Source organism: Bacillus sp. FSL K6-1284 (assembly GCF_038002625.1).
GTDB lineage: Bacteria > Bacillota > Bacilli > Bacillales > Bacillaceae > Bacillus > Bacillus paralicheniformis.
In genome coordinates this window covers 105,001-121,958 of sequence record NZ_JBBOCW010000001.1, presented here as the reverse complement: position 1 = coordinate 121,958, position 16,958 = coordinate 105,001, and the positions used below count along the sequence as shown (strand labels likewise).

General features: G+C 45.5%; 18 protein-coding genes, 2 rRNA genes and 1 other annotated feature (1 of these 21 running past the window's edge). All 20 genes read right to left on the bottom strand.

Annotated features, from left to right (window positions below; genetic code table 11):
* Positions 1–95: 95 nt before the first annotated feature.
* The gene (secE, locus tag MHB72_RS00665) at positions 96–275 is read right to left on the bottom strand and encodes a preprotein translocase subunit SecE (protein WP_003178291.1); all 180 of its coding nucleotides are present in this window, start codon (positions 273–275) and stop codon (positions 96–98) included.
* A 35-nt stretch (positions 276–310) separates the two neighbouring features.
* Positions 311–460, bottom strand: coding sequence for a 50S ribosomal protein L33 (gene rpmG, locus MHB72_RS00660; protein ID WP_020449849.1), 150 nt, complete (start codon positions 458–460; stop codon positions 311–313).
* A gap of 83 nt (positions 461–543) precedes the next feature.
* A complete protein-coding gene (gene sigH / locus MHB72_RS00655; protein ID WP_003178288.1) occupies positions 544–1,215 on the bottom strand; it encodes an RNA polymerase sporulation sigma factor SigH in 672 nt (223 codons plus the stop codon).
* 63 nt (positions 1,216–1,278) lie between these two features.
* Positions 1,279–1,791, bottom strand: coding sequence for a ribosome-dependent mRNA decay endonuclease Rae1/YacP (rae1, locus tag MHB72_RS00650; protein WP_020449848.1), 513 nt, complete (start codon positions 1,789–1,791; stop codon positions 1,279–1,281).
* Between the two features lie 5 nt (positions 1,792–1,796).
* A complete protein-coding gene (rlmB, locus tag MHB72_RS00645; protein WP_023855918.1) occupies positions 1,797–2,546 on the bottom strand; it encodes a 23S rRNA (guanosine(2251)-2'-O)-methyltransferase RlmB in 750 nt (249 codons plus the stop codon).
* Positions 2,543–2,959 carry a Mini-ribonuclease 3 gene (locus MHB72_RS00640; RefSeq protein WP_003178284.1) on the bottom strand — a complete coding sequence of 139 codons (417 nt, stop codon included), beginning with the start codon at positions 2,957–2,959 and terminating at the stop codon, positions 2,543–2,545. The genes rlmB and MHB72_RS00640 overlap by 4 nt, the downstream gene beginning before the upstream one ends.
* A gap of 2 nt (positions 2,960–2,961) precedes the next feature.
* Positions 2,962–4,365: a cysteine--tRNA ligase gene (gene cysS / locus MHB72_RS00635; protein WP_216922089.1), complete on the bottom strand. Its 1,404-nt coding sequence runs from the start codon at positions 4,363–4,365 to the stop codon at positions 2,962–2,964.
* The gene (gene cysE / locus MHB72_RS00630; protein WP_020449844.1) at positions 4,362–5,012 is read right to left on the bottom strand and encodes a serine O-acetyltransferase; all 651 of its coding nucleotides are present in this window, start codon (positions 5,010–5,012) and stop codon (positions 4,362–4,364) included. Before cysE ends, cysS begins: the two co-directional genes overlap by 4 nt.
* A 74-nt stretch (positions 5,013–5,086) precedes the next feature.
* Positions 5,087–5,317: a binding site (T-box leader), on the bottom strand.
* Complete coding sequence (gene gltX / locus MHB72_RS00625) at positions 5,318–6,775, bottom strand: glutamate--tRNA ligase (protein ID WP_216922092.1); 1,458 nt, start codon at positions 6,773–6,775, stop codon at positions 5,318–5,320.
* Positions 6,776–6,856: 81 nt separating this feature from the next.
* Positions 6,857–7,333, bottom strand: coding sequence for a 2-C-methyl-D-erythritol 2,4-cyclodiphosphate synthase (ispF, locus tag MHB72_RS00620; RefSeq protein WP_020449842.1), 477 nt, complete (start codon positions 7,331–7,333; stop codon positions 6,857–6,859).
* Complete coding sequence (gene ispD / locus MHB72_RS00615; protein ID WP_020449841.1) at positions 7,326–8,021, bottom strand: 2-C-methyl-D-erythritol 4-phosphate cytidylyltransferase; 696 nt, start codon at positions 8,019–8,021, stop codon at positions 7,326–7,328. The genes ispF and ispD overlap by 8 nt, the downstream gene beginning before the upstream one ends.
* Positions 8,022–8,037: 16 nt before the next feature.
* Positions 8,038–9,126, bottom strand: a complete 1,089-nt coding sequence (locus tag MHB72_RS00610) for a PIN/TRAM domain-containing protein (protein ID WP_009330350.1) — start codon at positions 9,124–9,126, stop codon at positions 8,038–8,040.
* A gap of 131 nt (positions 9,127–9,257) precedes the next feature.
* Positions 9,258–10,334: a DNA integrity scanning diadenylate cyclase DisA gene (disA, locus tag MHB72_RS00605; RefSeq protein ID WP_020449840.1), complete on the bottom strand. Its 1,077-nt coding sequence runs from the start codon at positions 10,332–10,334 to the stop codon at positions 9,258–9,260.
* A gap of 3 nt (positions 10,335–10,337) precedes the next feature.
* The gene (gene radA, locus MHB72_RS00600; RefSeq protein WP_020449839.1) at positions 10,338–11,717 is read right to left on the bottom strand and encodes a DNA repair protein RadA; all 1,380 of its coding nucleotides are present in this window, start codon (positions 11,715–11,717) and stop codon (positions 10,338–10,340) included.
* A gap of 79 nt (positions 11,718–11,796) precedes the next feature.
* On the bottom strand, positions 11,797–14,229 hold the full coding sequence (clpC, locus tag MHB72_RS00595; RefSeq protein WP_020449838.1) for an ATP-dependent protease ATP-binding subunit ClpC: 2,433 nt from the start codon (positions 14,227–14,229) through the stop codon (positions 11,797–11,799).
* Positions 14,226–15,317, bottom strand: coding sequence for a protein arginine kinase (locus tag MHB72_RS00590; protein WP_023855926.1), 1,092 nt, complete (start codon positions 15,315–15,317; stop codon positions 14,226–14,228). Before MHB72_RS00590 ends, clpC begins: the two co-directional genes overlap by 4 nt.
* Positions 15,317–15,871 (bottom strand): UvrB/UvrC motif-containing protein, encoded by a 555-nt coding sequence (locus MHB72_RS00585; protein ID WP_003178271.1) that lies wholly within the window; start codon positions 15,869–15,871, stop codon positions 15,317–15,319. The genes MHB72_RS00590 and MHB72_RS00585 overlap by 1 nt, the downstream gene beginning before the upstream one ends.
* Positions 15,872–15,885: 14 nt before the next feature.
* Positions 15,886–16,350 (bottom strand): CtsR family transcriptional regulator, encoded by a 465-nt coding sequence (locus MHB72_RS00580; RefSeq protein ID WP_020449835.1) that lies wholly within the window; start codon positions 16,348–16,350, stop codon positions 15,886–15,888.
* A 175-nt stretch (positions 16,351–16,525) separates the two neighbouring features.
* A 5S ribosomal RNA gene (gene rrf, locus MHB72_RS00575) occupies positions 16,526–16,641 on the bottom strand.
* Positions 16,642–16,699: 58 nt separating this feature from the next.
* Positions 16,700–16,958: ribosomal RNA gene (locus MHB72_RS00570) — 23S ribosomal RNA — on the bottom strand; it runs 2,671 nt beyond the window's last position.

The window sequence follows — 16,958 nt, the reverse complement described above, 5'->3', positions numbered from 1 at the left end:
ATACGAGCCTCATATTTTGAAACAATGAAAAAACCCGTTAAACGGGTTTTTTGGCAAGTCATATTTAGATCTATTATAACACGTTATGCTGATCATTATTCAACTATTAAACGAATTAATTGCGTAATACCCGAATCGATGAGTGCAAAAAAGATAGCGAAAAAGATAACGGTGGTGATAACAGTGATCGTATAGCGCGTTAGTTCTTTTCCTTTAGGCCAGGTGACCTTTTTCATTTCTTTTCCGACATTCTTTAAAAATTTGATAATACCCATGGTAAGAAACCTCCACAACCTAAAAACAAAAACGCCTATTTTGTTTCCAGATGTACTGTATGTGAATTGCAGTTATTGCAGTATTTCTTTACTTCGAGCCGTTCAGCCAAAGCTGCGGAGCTTTTCATTGTCGTATAATTACGACTTCCGCAATTTTTGCAGGCTAACGTTACTTTTTTCTTCATGTTTACACCTTTTTCTGGACGATCATTTTCCTAAGTAACATATCACAGTCATAAAATGACTGTCAATATGCCATAAGCATTGGCTACAAGCTGATTTCGCGGAGCTCCAGGTACTTTTCAAGCTTTCTTTTGACACGCTGGAGCGCATTATCGATCGATTTTACATGGCGGTTTAGTTCTTCGGATATTTCCTGATAGGATCTTCCGTCGAGATAGAGCGCAAGAACTTTTCTTTCTAAATCACTAAGCAATTCTCCCATTTTCAGCTCGATATCATCGAATTCTTCCTGATTGATGATCAGCTCTTCAGGATTCATGACCTTGGCTCCGGAAATCACGTCGAGAAGCGTCCGGTCTGATTCCTCGTCATAAATGGGCTTGTCCAGCGACACATAAGAATTGAGCGGAATATGTTTCTGGCGAGTAGCTGTTTTGATAGCGGTAATAATTTGGCGGGTAATGCATAATTCTGCAAAAGCTTTGAATGAAGTCAGCTTGTCCTCTCTAAAATCACGGATAGATTTGTAGAGTCCAATCATGCCTTCCTGAACGATATCTTCCCGATCAGCCCCGATTAAGAAGTAGGATCTTGCTTTTGCCCTTACAAAATTACGGTACTTTGTAATCAAGTAATCTAACGCATCACTGTCTCCGACATGAACCATTTCAATGACCTGCTCGTCTTCCAACTGGCAAAAACGTTCTTTGCTGAACTGTTCTTTGCTGAATTTTCCCTGGTTGTTTTGTAAGTTCACTCCGATCCCCCCGACCGCACGTAGATAGAAATATTATACAGTAATGGACAAAAAAGCGTCAACCTAATCCAAGTCGCCACGCCGCCATTTTTCGAAGATCTTCAAGACGTCTTCTGACAATGGAATTTTCCCCGCGGGACGTTCTGAGGTGATTTGTTTCACCCTTTTTTCGATTTGCCTTTCGATCGCTTCGACTTCCCTGAGCAGCTCCCTGGCTGATTTGCGCAGGGCCCCTTGGCCGAAAATCGCCCATTGCTCTGTGTAGTCGGATGTGGCAACATGGAGTTGCGTCTGAATATTATTCAAGTCTGACACCAGTTTCTCGATCCGTTCATCAGCCGTTTCATTTTCCCTTGTGAATATCACTTCTACGCGATGATTGACCTTCTTTTTCTCGATTCCTTTAACGAGATGCGCATCAAAGACAACGATTACCCGGAACCCAGTATACGATTGATATTCCGCCATCTTCTGTATCAACAGATCCCTTGCTTCTTCAAAACTGTTTTCTTTTAAATCTTTCAACTGAGGCCATGCCCCAATCATGTTATAACCGTCGACCAACAGGATGTCCATTCCGTCTATTCTCCCAGAGGGCTTCGTTTCCGGTACACTTCATACATCAGGAGGCCGGCTGCGACTGAGGCGTTCAGGGACGTAACTTTTCCCGCCATCGGCAGGCGGATGAGAAAATCACATTTCTCTTTTACAAGCCTTCCCATGCCTTTTCCTTCGCTGCCGATGACAAGCGCAAGCGGCATATTTCCGTCAAGCGACCTGTAGTCCTGTTTTCCAGACGCATCGGTACCGACTACCCAAATGCCCCGTTGCTTCATTTCTTCCAGGGTTCGCGACAGGTTGGTCACTTTGACGACCGGAATATGTTCGATGGCTCCTGTCGAGGCTTTGGCGACAGTCGTCGTAAGGCCGACCGCGCGCCTCTTCGGGATGATGATGCCATGAGCCCCTACCGCATCTGCGGTGCGCATAATAGAGCCCAGATTGTGCGGATCCTCAATCTCGTCTAAAACGAGGATAAACGGCTGTTCATTTCTGTCTTCGGCCTTTTGAAAAAGATCATCCAGCTCGGCATACTCGTAAGCCGCGACCTGAGCGACGACGCCTTGATGCTGTCCGGAAACCATTTGATCGAGTTTTTTTCTTGGGACATAATGAATTGTGATGCCTTTTTTGGCGGCAAGTTCAACGACTTGCTGAGCCTGTCCCTTCACTGTGTTTTCCGCCATCCACAGCTTATACAATTCCCGGCCTGACTTTAATGTTTCGATGACCGCGTTTTTTCCTATGACGTAATCATGCTGCTCACTCATTTGACTTCCTCCCTGCCATCCCGTTTTTCCAGCGCTGCTTTGATGAGTTCATTAAGCCTATCTTCCCTGTTCTCAAGAAAAAGATACCCGATGACCGCCTCAAAAGCCGTACTGTAACGATATGTTTGAACATCCGTATTTTTCGGTACCGTTCCGGATTTGGCATTCCGTCCTCTTCTCAGTACAGCCTGTTCTTCCTCGGTGAAAAATTCCTGCTCCTCTAGCGCAAACAGCATGCTTGCCTGCGACTTGGCAGAGACATAGCGCCTCGACTGCCTGTGCAGATCATTGGGCCTTGTCATGCCTTGCTTTAAGAGGTGATGCCTGACGTATACCTCTAATACGGCATCACCCATGTAAGCAAGCGCCAAACCATTCAGCTGTTTGGCGTCTTTAATGGTTTCCAAATTCATGTTTACGATTCTCCTCTTTTCCAGCGTGTACCCTGTGGAGTGTCCTCCAGGATAATGTTCATGCTTTTCAGCTGGTCGCGAATCTGGTCAGATGTTGCGAAGTCACGGTTTCTGCGGGCTTCATTCCGCTTCTCGATCAGTTCTTCAATGTCCTTATCCAAAAGTTCCTGTTCCTTGAGGGAGAAGCCGAGAACTGAGCAGATCTCGTCAAACAGCTGTAGAAACGCCTGAATGACATGTTCTGAAGTATTCTTTTCCTGCAGATAGTAGTTGGCGTGTTTGGCCAGATCAAACAGGACGGAAATTGCATTCGCTGTATTAAAATCATCATCCATTGCCGTTTCAAAGGCTTTTCGCTGCTCTTCAATTTTTCCAAGCCATTCTGAATCGCCCTCTGTTAAATTTGTACTGCTTTTCAGGCGATGCTGCAAATTGCTATAAGCTGTTTTTAGACGCCCAAAAGCATTTTTTGTGTTCTCAAGAAGTTCGGCCGAATAGTTGATCGGATGTCTGTAATGAACAGACAGCATGAAAAACCGCAGCACTTGGGGATCATGCTCTTTAATAATGTCATGCACAAGCACAAAGTTACCGAGCGATTTTGACATTTTCTCATTATCGATATTAATGTAGCCGTTATGAAGCCAATATTTCGCGAAAGGCTTCCCTGTCAATGCTTCCGATTGGGCAATTTCGTTTTCGTGATGCGGGAAGGTCAAATCCTGGCCGCCGGCGTGAATGTCGATCGAATCGCCCAAATATTTTTTCGCCATCGCAGAGCACTCGATATGCCAGCCGGGACGGCCTTTTCCCCAAGGGCTATCCCAGGAGATTTCGTTATCTTTCGCCGCTTTCCATAATGCGAAATCGAGCGCATCTTCTTTTTTCTCGCCCACTTGGATCCGGGCGCCTGATCTCAGCTCATCGACTGATTGATGCGACAGCTTTCCATAGCCTTCAAACGATCTTGTTTTATAATAAACATCCCCGTCTGCCTCATAAGCATAGCCCTTATCGATCAGCGTTCGAATAAAATCGATGATTTCATCCATGTTTTCAGTGACGCGCGGATGGCAGTCCGCTTTTGTGCAGCCCAGTGAACCGACATCTTCGAAGTACGCCTTAATAAAGCGGTCGGCGATGACCGGCACTTCCTCTCCAAGCTCATTTGCCGCTTTAATTAATTTGTCATCGACATCTGTAAAATTGGAGACGTATTGGACGTCATAGCCTTTATACTCCAAATACTTTCTGACCGTGTCATAGACGATCGCCGGCCTCGCGTTTCCGATGTGGATGTAGTTATATACGGTCGGCCCGCACACATACATTTTGACCTTGCCTTCTTCAAGAGGCACAAACGGCTCTTTTTTTCGTGTGAGAGTATTATACAGTTTTAGTGTCACAGCTCATCTTCCCTTTCTTTTCTCCGGAGCTCTTGTTTCAGCTGCCTGATTTCGTTTTCCAATTCTCTGAAGCGGTCAGCCACCGGATCCGGCAAGTCCTGGTGGTTCAAGTCGCGTCTGATTTTCTTTCCGTTTTGTACGACGACGCGGCCCGGGATGCCGACAACGGTGGAACATTCAGGCACATCATGCAGGACGACGGAGCCGGCGCCGATTTTCGCCCCTCTTCCGATTGTAATGGATCCAAGCACTTTTGCCCCTGTTGAGATCAGGGCATGATCCTCGATTGTCGGATGCCTTTTGCCTTTTTCTTTTCCAGTTCCTCCTAGCGTTACGCCCTGAAAAACCGTGACATTGTTTCCGATCTCACAGGTTTCGCCGATCACAACCCCCATGCCGTGATCGATGAAAAACCTCCTGCCGATCTTGGCACCCGGGTGAATTTCGATTCCTGTAAAGAAGCGGGCGATTTGAGAGATCGTTCTGGCGATGAAAAACCTTTTTCTTTTATATAAAGCATGTGCAATTCGATGCGCCCATATAGCATGCAAACCTGAATAAGTTAAGATGACTTCAATGTAGCTTCTCGCAGCTGGATCTTGATCAAATACGACATCTACATCTTCTTTCAGCATTTTAAAGAACACATGATTCCCCCCGTTCCCCGCTTCCTTTGTCTCTATCTATTGTCAAACCATATAAAAAAACGCCTCTGTCTAATGACAGAGACGCTTTTTGACGCGCGGTTCCACTCTGTTTAGAAAACAGCACAGCTGTTTTCTCAACTCTCATCCATAACGGCGGATACCGCCTTTGAATACTTGTGTAAAAACGTTCTTCAAAGGTCTCAAGAGGTGCATTTCTAAAGCCCGGCGCTTAAGTCTTTTCCAGCCGATGAAGACTCTCTCTTTAAAGGCCCTGGCTTTATACTTATCCCTGTCAACGATTTATCTTATTGAATAATGTTATTCAGCCGTTTTAAAACGGTGTCTTTCCCCAATAATTCAATGGACTGAGGCAGTTCAGGACCGTGGGTCTGGCCTGTCGTCGCTACGCGGATCGGCATAAACAGCTTTTTCCCTTTATGTCCTGTTTCTTTTTGAACGGCTTTGATGGATGCCTTAATCTCATCTGCCGTAAACGAGTCAAGCTGCTCAAGCTTTTCGGCAAATACGCGAAGCACTTCCGGAACCTGCTCTTCTTCTAAAACTGTTCTTGCTTCACGATTATACTGGATATCGTCTTTAAAGAACAACTCTGTTAACTCGACGATTTCAGCGCCGTAGCTCAACTGTTCCTGATATAGAGAAATCAGCTTGCGAACCCATTCCTGTTCGCTGCCTGTTAGCTCTTCTGAAACCTTGCCCACTTTTTGCAAATGCGGAACGGTCAATTCGATCACCTGATCAAGATCAAGTTTTTTCACATACTGGTTGTTGACCCATTTCAGTTTATGCGTATCAAATACCGCTGGTGATTTTGACAAACGGTGTACATCAAATATCTCAATAAACTGTTCTTTTGTAAACAGCTCTTCTTCTCCGACCGGCGACCAGCCGAGAAGAGTGATGAAGTTAAACAATGCTTCCGGCAAATAGCCGAGCTCTTCGTACTGTTCGATAAACTGAATGATGGACTCATCCCGTTTGCTCAGTTTTTTACGGTTTTCATTGACGATTAATGTCATATGTCCAAATGCCGGGATGTCCCAGCCAAGGGCGTTGTAAATCATGATCTGCTTCGGCGTATTGGAAATGTGGTCTTCGCCGCGCAGGACATGCGTCATTTTCATTAAATAGTCATCGACAGCTACGGCAAAGTTGTAAGTAGGCGTTCCGTCTTTCTTCACGATAACGAAGTCGCCGATGCCGTCTGTTTCAAAAGAAATTTCTCCTTTGACGATGTCATTGAAGCTGATGACTTCTCCTTGAGGGACTTTAAAGCGGATGCTCGGCTGTCTTCCTTCAGCTTCGAGCTTTTCCTGCTCTTCTTTAGTTAAATTGCGGCACTTGCCTGAGTAGCGCGGCATTTCTCCGCGGGCAGCCTGTTCCTCGCGCTCTTTCTCAAGCTCTTCTTCCGTGCAGTAACATTTGTAGGCAAGCCCTTTTTCAAGAAGCTCCTCGTAATATGTTTTGTAAATGTCGTTTCTTTCGGATTGGCGGTATGGTCCGTATTCTCCGCCGACATCCACGCTTTCATCCCAGTCGATGCCCAGCCATTTTAAATAGTTCAGCTGGCTTTGCTCTCCACCTTCAATGTTACGCTTCCGGTCCGTATCTTCAATGCGGATGATGAATTTTCCGCCTTGGCTCCGGGCAAACAAATAATTAAAGAGAGCGGTTCTGGCATTTCCGATATGTAAATGGCCTGTTGGGCTCGGCGCATAACGAACCCGAACTTCGTTTCCCATCTGTCTAACTTCCTTTCGTCTCTAACAGAGTTCAAATTTATTTCCTATTCTATCATCAAATGAACCTGTCTTCAAAATGAATTATACCTTTTGGAGCAGAACGGAAGCCTGAGCGGCGATTCCTTCGGCTCTTCCCGTAAATCCAAGCTTTTCGGTTGTGGTCGCTTTTACGTTAATTTGGGACATTTCCGCCTCAAGCCCTTCGGCAATTCTGGCTCTCATGTCTTCGATATACGGCGCCATTTTAGGCTTTTGGGCGATGATTGTACAATCCAGGTTCCCGAGCGTATAGCCTTTTTCCTTCACAATCATCCAGACGTGACGAAGGAGTTTGAAGGAGTCGGCATCTTTGAACTCAGGGTCGGTATCCGGAAAGTGTTTTCCGATATCGCCCTCGCCGACGGCGCCGAGACACGCATCTGCAATCGTGTGCAAAAGCACATCGGCATCCGAATGTCCGAGCAGGCCTTTTTCGTAAGGAATCGTAATTCCCCCGATAATGAGCGGCCTGCCTTCCACTAGTTGATGGACGTCAAATCCTTGGCCTATTCTAAACATGTTCATTCCTCTTTTCCGCTTCTAATATCGCTTCTGCGACAAGCAAGTCATCCGGGGTCGTCAGTTTGATGTTTTGATAATCCCCTTGAATGATTGCAACCGTACCTCCGGCTTCCTCGACCAGACTGGCGTCGTCCGTACCGAGGAAACCTTTTGTTTCAGCCTCAAGGTGAGCATTCATCAGAATAGAAAGACGAAAAGCTTGTGGGGTTTGAGCGGCCCACAAGCTTGAACGTTCAATCGTTCCGGCTACTTCACCGTCTTGAACGCGTTTGATCGTGTCTTTAACAGGTACGGCAACGATAGCAGCCCCTGTTTCCTTCGCTTTCTCGACAAGCTGTTCGATATATTCCCGTTTAATAAAGGGTCTTGCTCCGTCATGGACGAGGACCGTTTCCTCTTTGCCGGCCGCTTTAATACCCGCAAATACGCTTTGCTGGCGTTCTCTTCCGCCCGGAACCATCTCGATCGGAGTTGTAAAATGATAGGTTTTTAAAAGGGTGCTGAATTCACCGAATTCCTGTTCATTGATGACAAGAATGATCCTTTTGCAGGCATCATGGTTTTCAAACACCTTTAATGTATGAATAATCACAGGTATTCCTTTCGCCTCGATAAACAGTTTGTTTTTCCCGGCATTCATTCGTTTACCTTGTCCGGCGGCAGGAATGACGACTTCGTAATTCATTTTATTTCTCCCTTTTTCAAAGCGCCTTTTCCAGCAGTTTTGGCTTGGCGAATATCATTCTGCCAGCCGCTGTCTGCAGCACGCTGGTCACGAGCACGTCGATATGTTTGCCGATATAATTTCGCCCTTCTTCCACAACAATCATCGTGCCGTCGTCCAGATAAGCCACGCCCTGATTATGTTCTTTCCCGTCTTTGATGACCTGCACCTTCATTTCTTCTCCCGGAAGCACGACAGGTTTGACGGCGTTGGCAAGGTCGTTGATGTTCAATACGGCAACCTTTTGGAGCTCGCATACTTTGTTCAAATTGAAATCGTTGGTAACGACAACGCCTGAGGTCAATTTCGCCAGTTTGACAAGCTTGCTGTCGACCTCTTGAATATCTTCAAAATCGCCTTCATAAATTTCAACTTTGATATCGAGCTCTTTCTGGATCCGATTTAAAATATCCAGTCCTCTCCGTCCTCTGTTTCGTTTGAGGACGTCTGAAGAGTCGGCGATATGCTGCAGCTCCTCAAGCACAAACTGAGGAATCACAATGACGCCTTCAAGAAATCCGGTCTGACAAATATCAGCAATTCTCCCATCTATAATAACACTTGTGTCTAAAATTTTCAGCTTTTTGTCTTCTTCGGGACGCTCTTCCTCAGCAGAACCTTTTTTCTTTCTCGATGTGAAAAGTGTCAGCATTTCATCCTTTTTCTTGAAACCTACACGGAATCCGAGATAGCCGAGAAATGCGGCCAACACAATCGGAATGACCGTGCTGATCAACTGATAAGGGATGTCTTTTAACGGAATGACATTGACGATAAGATAAGCGAGCATAAGTCCGAAGATTAATCCCAAAGAGCCGAACAATAAATCTGAGACAGGTGCTTTGATCAAGGAATCCTCAATTTGTTTCACCCAGTTGATGACATGATCCGCACACCAGATGCCCAGAAGAAAAAAGATGATAGCTCCTAAACAAGCGGACGCATACGGGTTTGTTACTAAAGGTATGTCCTGTACATTTAACAGCACAAACAATTCCGGTATGAGAAAAATACCGATAACGCCTCCCAAAATCGCAAAGAACGCTTGAACTATTCGTTTCAACATACCTTCACCTCCTTTAAAATAATCGTTTTAATTTTTATGAATGCAGCTGTTTCAACCGGAAAAAGGGAAAACAAAAAGTAAGAATAATATACCCATCAATTGCAAATTTTAATCACTTTTAGAAATTTTTCTCACAGCTGCCTGTCAGTATAATGTTTCTCCTGAAGTCTCTTTAACCCTTTCTTTATCTTTTGGGCACGGACCGCCCCAATTCCTTCCACTTCATCCAATTCTTTTACATCCGCTTCGATAATGAGCTTTAAATGGCCGAATGCTTCGACAACATTTTCTACGATCGGCATCGGGAGACGGGGGATTTTGTGAAGGAGCCTGTAGCCTCTCGGGAAAACGTATTCCTCCATATTCGTAGTTGCTGAATAGCCTAAAAGCTTAAGGAGAATCGAGTCATCCAGCAATTCAAAACTCGACATATCCTGTAGCTGCTTCAGCAGGACAAACGGGTCTTTGATTTTTTCTTTCACATAATCTTTAACGAACAGCGCCGCTTCCTGCTCCATATCAGTGATCAGTTCACTAACCTGGAGCCTGATGAGATGGCCTTCTGTTCCAAGCTCTTTAATATACATATTAATTTCATTTTTGATTCTGAGCACCATTTCATATCGATGCAGAACAGAGATGACATCCCCAAATGTCACAAGCTCTTCAAACTCCAGCGCATTCAAATTGGAAATCGCATGGTCCAAAATGAGTTTGTATTTTTCGAGTGTCTGAATCGCCTGATTGGCTTTTGTTAAGATAAAGCCGATATCTTTGAGTATATATTTCATATTTTCCTGATAGAGCGTAATCACATTCCGCCTTTCAGAAATTGCAATGATCAGACAGCCGGTCTGCTTGGCCACACGCTCGGCCGTTCTGTGCCTCATGCCCGTCTCAGAGGATGGTATCGTCGCCTCAGGCATAAGCTGCGTATTGGCATATAGAATTTTCTGCCCTGAATCGCTGAGAATAATCGCCCCGTCCATTTTAGCCAGCTCGTACAGATGAGCCGGAGAGAAAGAAGAATTAATGTGGAACCCTCCGTCAACCACTTCTTTCACTTTATCATTGAAGCCGACCACGATTAATCCGCCTGTTTTGGCCCGAAGGACGTTTTCGATTCCCTCGCGAAGAGGTGTGCCGGGGGCGACAAACTGCAATATTTCTGAAAGATCCTGTTTCGCTCCTTTTTTGTCTTTTTCCATATATTATGATCCTCCTAATGAAGCTCGAAGGGCCTCAGCTACATTTTCAACACCGACGACTTCAATTCCTTTCGGCTTTGTCCATCCTTCCACATTTGCAGAAGGAATAATCATTCTTTTAAAACCAAGCTTCGCCGCTTCCTGCACCCTCTGTTCTATCCTTGATACTCTGCGGACTTCCCCTGTCAAGCCGACTTCGCCGATAAAACAATCCGTCGGATGAGGCGGGGTGTCTCTGAAGCTTGAGGCGATGCTCACCGCAACGGCGAGGTCGATCGCCGGCTCGTCCAGCTTGACGCCGCCGGCGACTTTTAAATAGGCGTCTTGATTTTGCAGCAGCAGTCCAACCCTTTTTTCTAAAACCGCCATCAGCAATGAGACGCGGTTATGATCAATTCCGGTTGCCATCCTGCGCGGATTTCCAAAACTCGTCGGGGAAATCAGCGCCTGAATCTCTACTAAGACCGGCCTCGTGCCTTCCATTGAAGCCACGACACTCGAGCCGGCTGCTCCAGCCGAGCGCTCTTCGAGAAAGATCTCCGACGGATTCAGCACTTCTGTCAGACCCTCTTCCCTCATTTCAAAGATTCCCATTTCATTCGTTGATCCAAACCGGTTTTTGACGGCTCTTAAAATCCGAAATGTATGATGCCGCTCACCTTCAAAATAAAGGACGGTGTCGACCATATGTTCCAGAAGTCTCGGTCCGGCAATCGAACCTTCTTTTGTGACATGCCCGACGATAAATATCGGAATCCCTTTTGTTTTTGCAATTCTCATCAGCTCAGCGGTGCATTCCCTGACCTGGGACACGCTGCCTGGAGCAGATGTAATATCACTTTGGTAAACGGTTTGAATCGAATCAACCACCACGAATGATGGATTCATCTCTTCTATAGAAGACGTAATATACTCCATATCGGTTTCAGATAAAACGTGAAGAGTGGGACTGTTGATGCCTAGACGGTCTGCTCTCAGCTTTGTCTGCTTGACCGATTCTTCACCTGAGATGTACAGGACATTTTCTTTTGAATCAGCGAGCTGGGCAGATACTTGAAGCAGCAAGGTTGATTTCCCGATGCCGGGATCGCCTCCGATTAAAACGAGTGAACCTTTGACAATACCGTTTCCCAAGACGCGGTTGAATTCGCCCAGTTTCGTTTTAATTCGCGGCTCTTCTGTTGTTTCGATTGAAGTGAGAGGTGAAGGCTTTTGCACCGTTTGAACGGAATGTGAAAAAGCGGTTCTTCTGTTGGCGGCGGGTTTTTTTATCGTTTCTTCCACCATGGTATTCCATGTGCCGCATCCGGGGCACTTCCCCATCCACTTGGCGGATTCGTAACCGCATGAGTGACAAATGAATTTAGTCTTTGTTTTAGCCATTGATTTTTCAAAACGCTCCCTTTATAAGAAAGTGAGGCATACTGATGAACATCGTATGCCTCTTTCTTTTGTCTCTATATTAGTTCGTTTTAGCTTCGGTTTTTACGACAAATTCTCCGCCTTCTACATCCAAAACAATATGCTGGCCTTTTTCAATATGGCCTTTCAGGAGCTCTTCAGACAGCCGGTCCTCCACGTGTTTTTGGATTGCTCTTCTGAGAGGGCGCGCCCCGTATTCGAGATCCACGCCTTCATCGGCAATTTTTTCTTTAGCCGCTTCAGTCAGCTCAATTGACAGATCCTGTTCTTTCAGACGCTTAGTTAATTGTTCTGACATGAGGGATACAATATCTTTCAAATGTTTTTTCTCCAAAGAGTGGAAGACGATAATCTCATCAATCCGGTTGATAAATTCAGGTCTGAAGGCGCGTTTTAATTCGCCCATGACTTTGTCTTTCATATCTTTATAATTCTGGGTTTCATCCTGCACATTAAACCCGACGTATTTATTTCTTCTCAGTTCGCTCGCACCGACGTTTGATGTCATGATCAAAATCGTATTTCTAAAGTCGACCGTGCGCCCTTTTGAATCAGTCAGGCGACCGTCTTCAAGCACTTGCAGCAAAATATTGAAGACATCAGGGTGCGCTTTTTCGATTTCGTCAAGCAAGACGACGGAATACGGTTTTCTTCTCACTTTTTCAGTGAGCTGTCCGCCTTCATCATAGCCGACATATCCCGGAGGGGAACCGACGAGTCTTGATGTTGAATGTTTTTCCATATACTCGGACATATCGATGCGAATCATGGCTTCTTCATCGCCGAAAATGGACTCGGCAAGTGCACGGGCAAGCTCCGTTTTTCCTACGCCTGTAGGGCCGAGGAAAATAAACGAACCGATAGGACGTTTTGGATCTTTTAAGCCGGCACGTGCGCGTCTGACTGCTTTGGCAACCGCAACGACAGCCTCATCTTGGCCGATAACGCGGGAATGAAGAATGCTCTCCATGTTCAGTAATTTGTCTGTTTCAGTCTGCGCAATTTTCGAAACCGGCACTCCGGTCCAGCTTGAAACAACCATTGCAATATCGTCGACGGTCACTTCAGAATTTTCCTGTCCCTGCTTTTCTTTCCAGGTTTTTTTGGTTTCTTCGACCTGTTCGCGCAGGCGCTGCTCCGTATCCCGTAATGACGCTGCTTTTTCGAATTCCTGGCTTTGGACAGCGGCATCTTTTTCTTTCCTTACCTCATCAAGCTTTTGTTCAAGCTCTTTTAAGTTCGGAGGCGTTGTAAATGAACGCAGGCGAACCTTTGAACCGGCTTCATCGATTAAGTCGATCGCCTTGTCAGGCAGAAAACGGTCCGAAATATACCGGTCTGACAGCTTCACAGCCGCTTCGATCGCTTCATCCGTAATCGATACGCGGTGGTGGGCTTCATAGCGGTCTCTGAGACCTCTCAATATTTGAATGCTCTCTTCAGGAGACGGCTGGTCAACCTGAATCGGCTGAAAACGCCGTTCGAGTGCAGCATCTTTTTCAATGTATTTGCGGTATTCATCAAGGGTTGTCGCTCCGATGCATTGCAGCTCTCCGCGCGCCAGCGACGGTTTAAGGATATTGGAGGCATCGATGGCCCCTTCCGCTCCCCCGGCTCCGATGAGAGTATGCAGCTCATCGATAAAGAGGATGATATTTCCCGCTTGACGAATTTCGTCCATCACTTTTTTCAGGCGGTCTTCAAATTCACCGCGGTATTTCGTACCAGCAACAACCGTTCCCATATCAAGCGTCATAACTCGCTTATCGCGGAGAATCTCCGGTACTTCGTTATTGATGATCTGCTGGGCGAGGCCTTCGGCAATCGCTGTCTTACCGACACCGGGCTCCCCGATTAACACAGGGTTGTTTTTCGTTCTGCGGCTCAGCACTTCAATTACGCGCTGAATTTCTTTGCTTCTGCCGATTACGGGGTCAAGGCTGTCTTCTTTTGCAATCGCCGTGAGATCCCTGGCAAGACTGTCTAAGGTTGGTGTGTTGGCATTGCTGTTGGCGCCTGAAGCAGCGCCACCACTCTCATTGCTGCCCAACAGCTGCAATACTTGCTGTCTCGCTTTGTTTAAGCTGACGCCTAAATTATTCAGCACCCTTGCCGCAACACCTTCCCCTTCTCGGATTAAGCCGAGGAGGATGTGTTCAGTTCCAACGTAGGAGTGACCAAGCTTTCTTGCTTCATCCATCGCCAGTTCAGTCACTTTTTTGGCTCTCGGTGTGTAATGGATCGATTGTGACATCTCTTGCCCTCGGCCAATGAGGCTTTCAACTTCTTTTTGAATCTTGTCAGGGCTGAGTCCCAATGCCTGCAGCGCCTTTGCAGCAATCCCTTCTCCCTCGCGGACAAGGCCGAGGAGAATATGTTCTGTTCCAATGTTATTATGGCCCAGACGCAGAGCTTCTTCTTGAGCAAGCGCCAATACTTTTTGTGCTCTTTCTGTGAATCTTCCAAACATCATATCGTTTCATCCTCCTGTCTATTGCCGTTGTTTTCTAATTTCAGACGCTCCCTGATAAGAGCAGCCCGCCTGATGTCCCTCTCGTTTGGCCTTAAGACTCCTCCTGAATATTGCTGGAGAAATCCAGGCTGCGTGAGGATCATCAGCTCATTAAGTATATTGCTGGAAAGACCTTTTATTATCCCCAGGTCAATTCCAAGACGAACGTCTGAAAGACATCTTGCTGTTTCTTTCGATTCGATCATCCGGCAATTGGACAGTACGCCGTAAGATCTGTAGACGCGGTCTTCAAGCTCGATTTGCGAAGTCTGATAAAGCGCCTTTCTTGCTGAACGCTCTTGTTCGATCAACTGAGCAACGACGCTGTTCAGATCTTCGACAATGTCGTGTTCCGATTTACCGAGGGTAATTTGGTTGGAAATTTGAAAGATATTCCCTAATGCTTCGCTGCCTTCACCGTAAATTCCTCTAACAACAAGCCCCAATTGATTAATTGCCGGAATAATTCTGTTTATTTGTCTAGTTAACACTAAAGCAGGAAGGTGCATCATGACAGAAGCTCTAAGCCCGGTTCCGACATTTGTAGGACAGCTGGTCAAGTAGCCTCTTTGTTCTGAAAAAGCATAGTCAATCCGTTCTTCAATCCAATCGTCCACCTGATTTGCTGCTTTTAATGCTTCTGAAAGCTGAAATCCCGGGAACAGACATTGAATGCGAATATGATCTTCCTCATTCAGCATAATACTCACTTCTTCATTTTCAGAAAGAAGGCATGCGCCAAAGGAAGCTTCCGTCAAATGCGGACTGATCAGATGTTTTTCTACAAGAACCCTTTTTTCCAAAGGCTGCACCTGATCCATTTTCACAAGCTCGAATTTCCCAATACCTGGCACTTCATAGCCTGTGAATTGTTCTTCAAACAATGTAATAATCGCTGAAGCCTCTTCGTTTGAAAAAAGCGTTGGAAAACGAACTTTATCCAAGTTGCGAGCAAGACGGATCCGGCTGCTAAGCACGATGTCACTTTCAGGGCCTTCCTGCCGCATCCAATTGCTTAAAGCATTCTGAATAAAATGCTGCAGTGACATCAGTCCTCCTCCTCCTTGTTTGCATTCAGGTTTTGTTCAAGCGACCTGATCTGGTCTCTAATGTTGGCTGCTTTTTCAAATTCCTCCTGCTGAATTAATTCTTTCAGCTCTTTTTTCAATGCTTCAATTTGTCTTCTTACATGCAGGTTACCGCCGATCCGCTTTGGTATTTTACCGGCATGGACCGTGTTCCCGCTGTGAACTTTCCTTAAAACCGGAGTGATATAGGAATGGAAGGTTTTATAACATTCCGAACATCCAAATCGGCCTGTTTTTCGAAATTCCGGGAATGTCATATTGCATTTTTTGCATCTCAGAACCTGGTCCGGCTGTTGAAAAAGCTGAGCCTCGCTGCTGTTAGTAAAAGACGAGTCAAAATTCAGCAGTCCGGATAATAAATTATGGATGGAAAATCCGCCACTTTCATTCATAGAATATGACTCACTGTTTTCTTTCGCACATTGTTCACAGATATGCATTTCTTTTTTTTCGCCATTAATGACTTTCGTAAAGTGAAAAGTTGCTGGTCTTTCTTTACACTCTTGACATATCACGCTTCTCACCCGCTTTACTTAAATTTAAGTGACGTAAGCATGGCTTTCATCATTCTTGCTCTTAATTCGTCTCGTTCAGGCAAATCAATATATAATACAGAACGATCCATGACACTCACCATCAATTTTGCTTCACTTTTTGTAATGACACCATTTTCTAACAGCCTTAAAATGATATCGTCTGAAGCAGCCTGGGAGAGCCTTGTATAGATATGATTCATAATGTTGTCAATCAAATCAATTTTATCGTTCATTTTAATTTTAATAATTCGGATATAACCGCCGCCGCCTCTTTTGCTTTCGACGATGTATCCGCGCTCACTCGTAAAACGCGTATTGATCACGTAATTGATCTGAGAAGGAACACACTGAAATTTATCGGCTATTTCGCTCCGTTTAATCTCTAATATTTCTTTCCCGTTCTGTTCTAATATTTGTTTCAAATACTGTTCGATTATGTCAGAAATATTTTTCCCCACTCAGCCCCCTCCTTCACTTGACTTTGACTATATTTGACTTTAACTTTACTATAAGTGGTTTTCGCTTTTTTTTCAACTAATTGCTCTTCGTCCTTTATTATTTCCACTTTTGGCTATCGTAAAACCTTAGGGAACAAGAAAAAAGACCAGCTTATATAAGCTGGTCTTTTTAATCGCTTGGCGGCGTCCTACTCTCACAGGGGGAAGCCCCCAACTACCATCGGCGCTGAAGAGCTTAACTTCCGTGTTCGGCATGGGAACGGGTGTGACCTCTTCGCTATCGCCACCAAACTATGTATGAGAGGTGTTCTCTCAAAACTAGATAACGGTCAGACAATTCACAAACATTTAGGTTAAGTCCTCGATCGATTAGTATCTGTCAGCTCCATGTGTCGCCACACTTCCACCTCAGACCTATCAACCTGATCATCTTTCAGGGATCTTACTTCCTTGCGGAATGGGAAATCTCATCTTGAGGGGGGCTTCATGCTTAGATGCTTTCAGCACTTATCCCGTCCGCACATAGCTACCCAGCGATGCCCTTGGCAGAACAACTGGTACACCAGCGGTGCGTCCATCCCGGTCCTCTCGTACTAAGGACAGCTCCT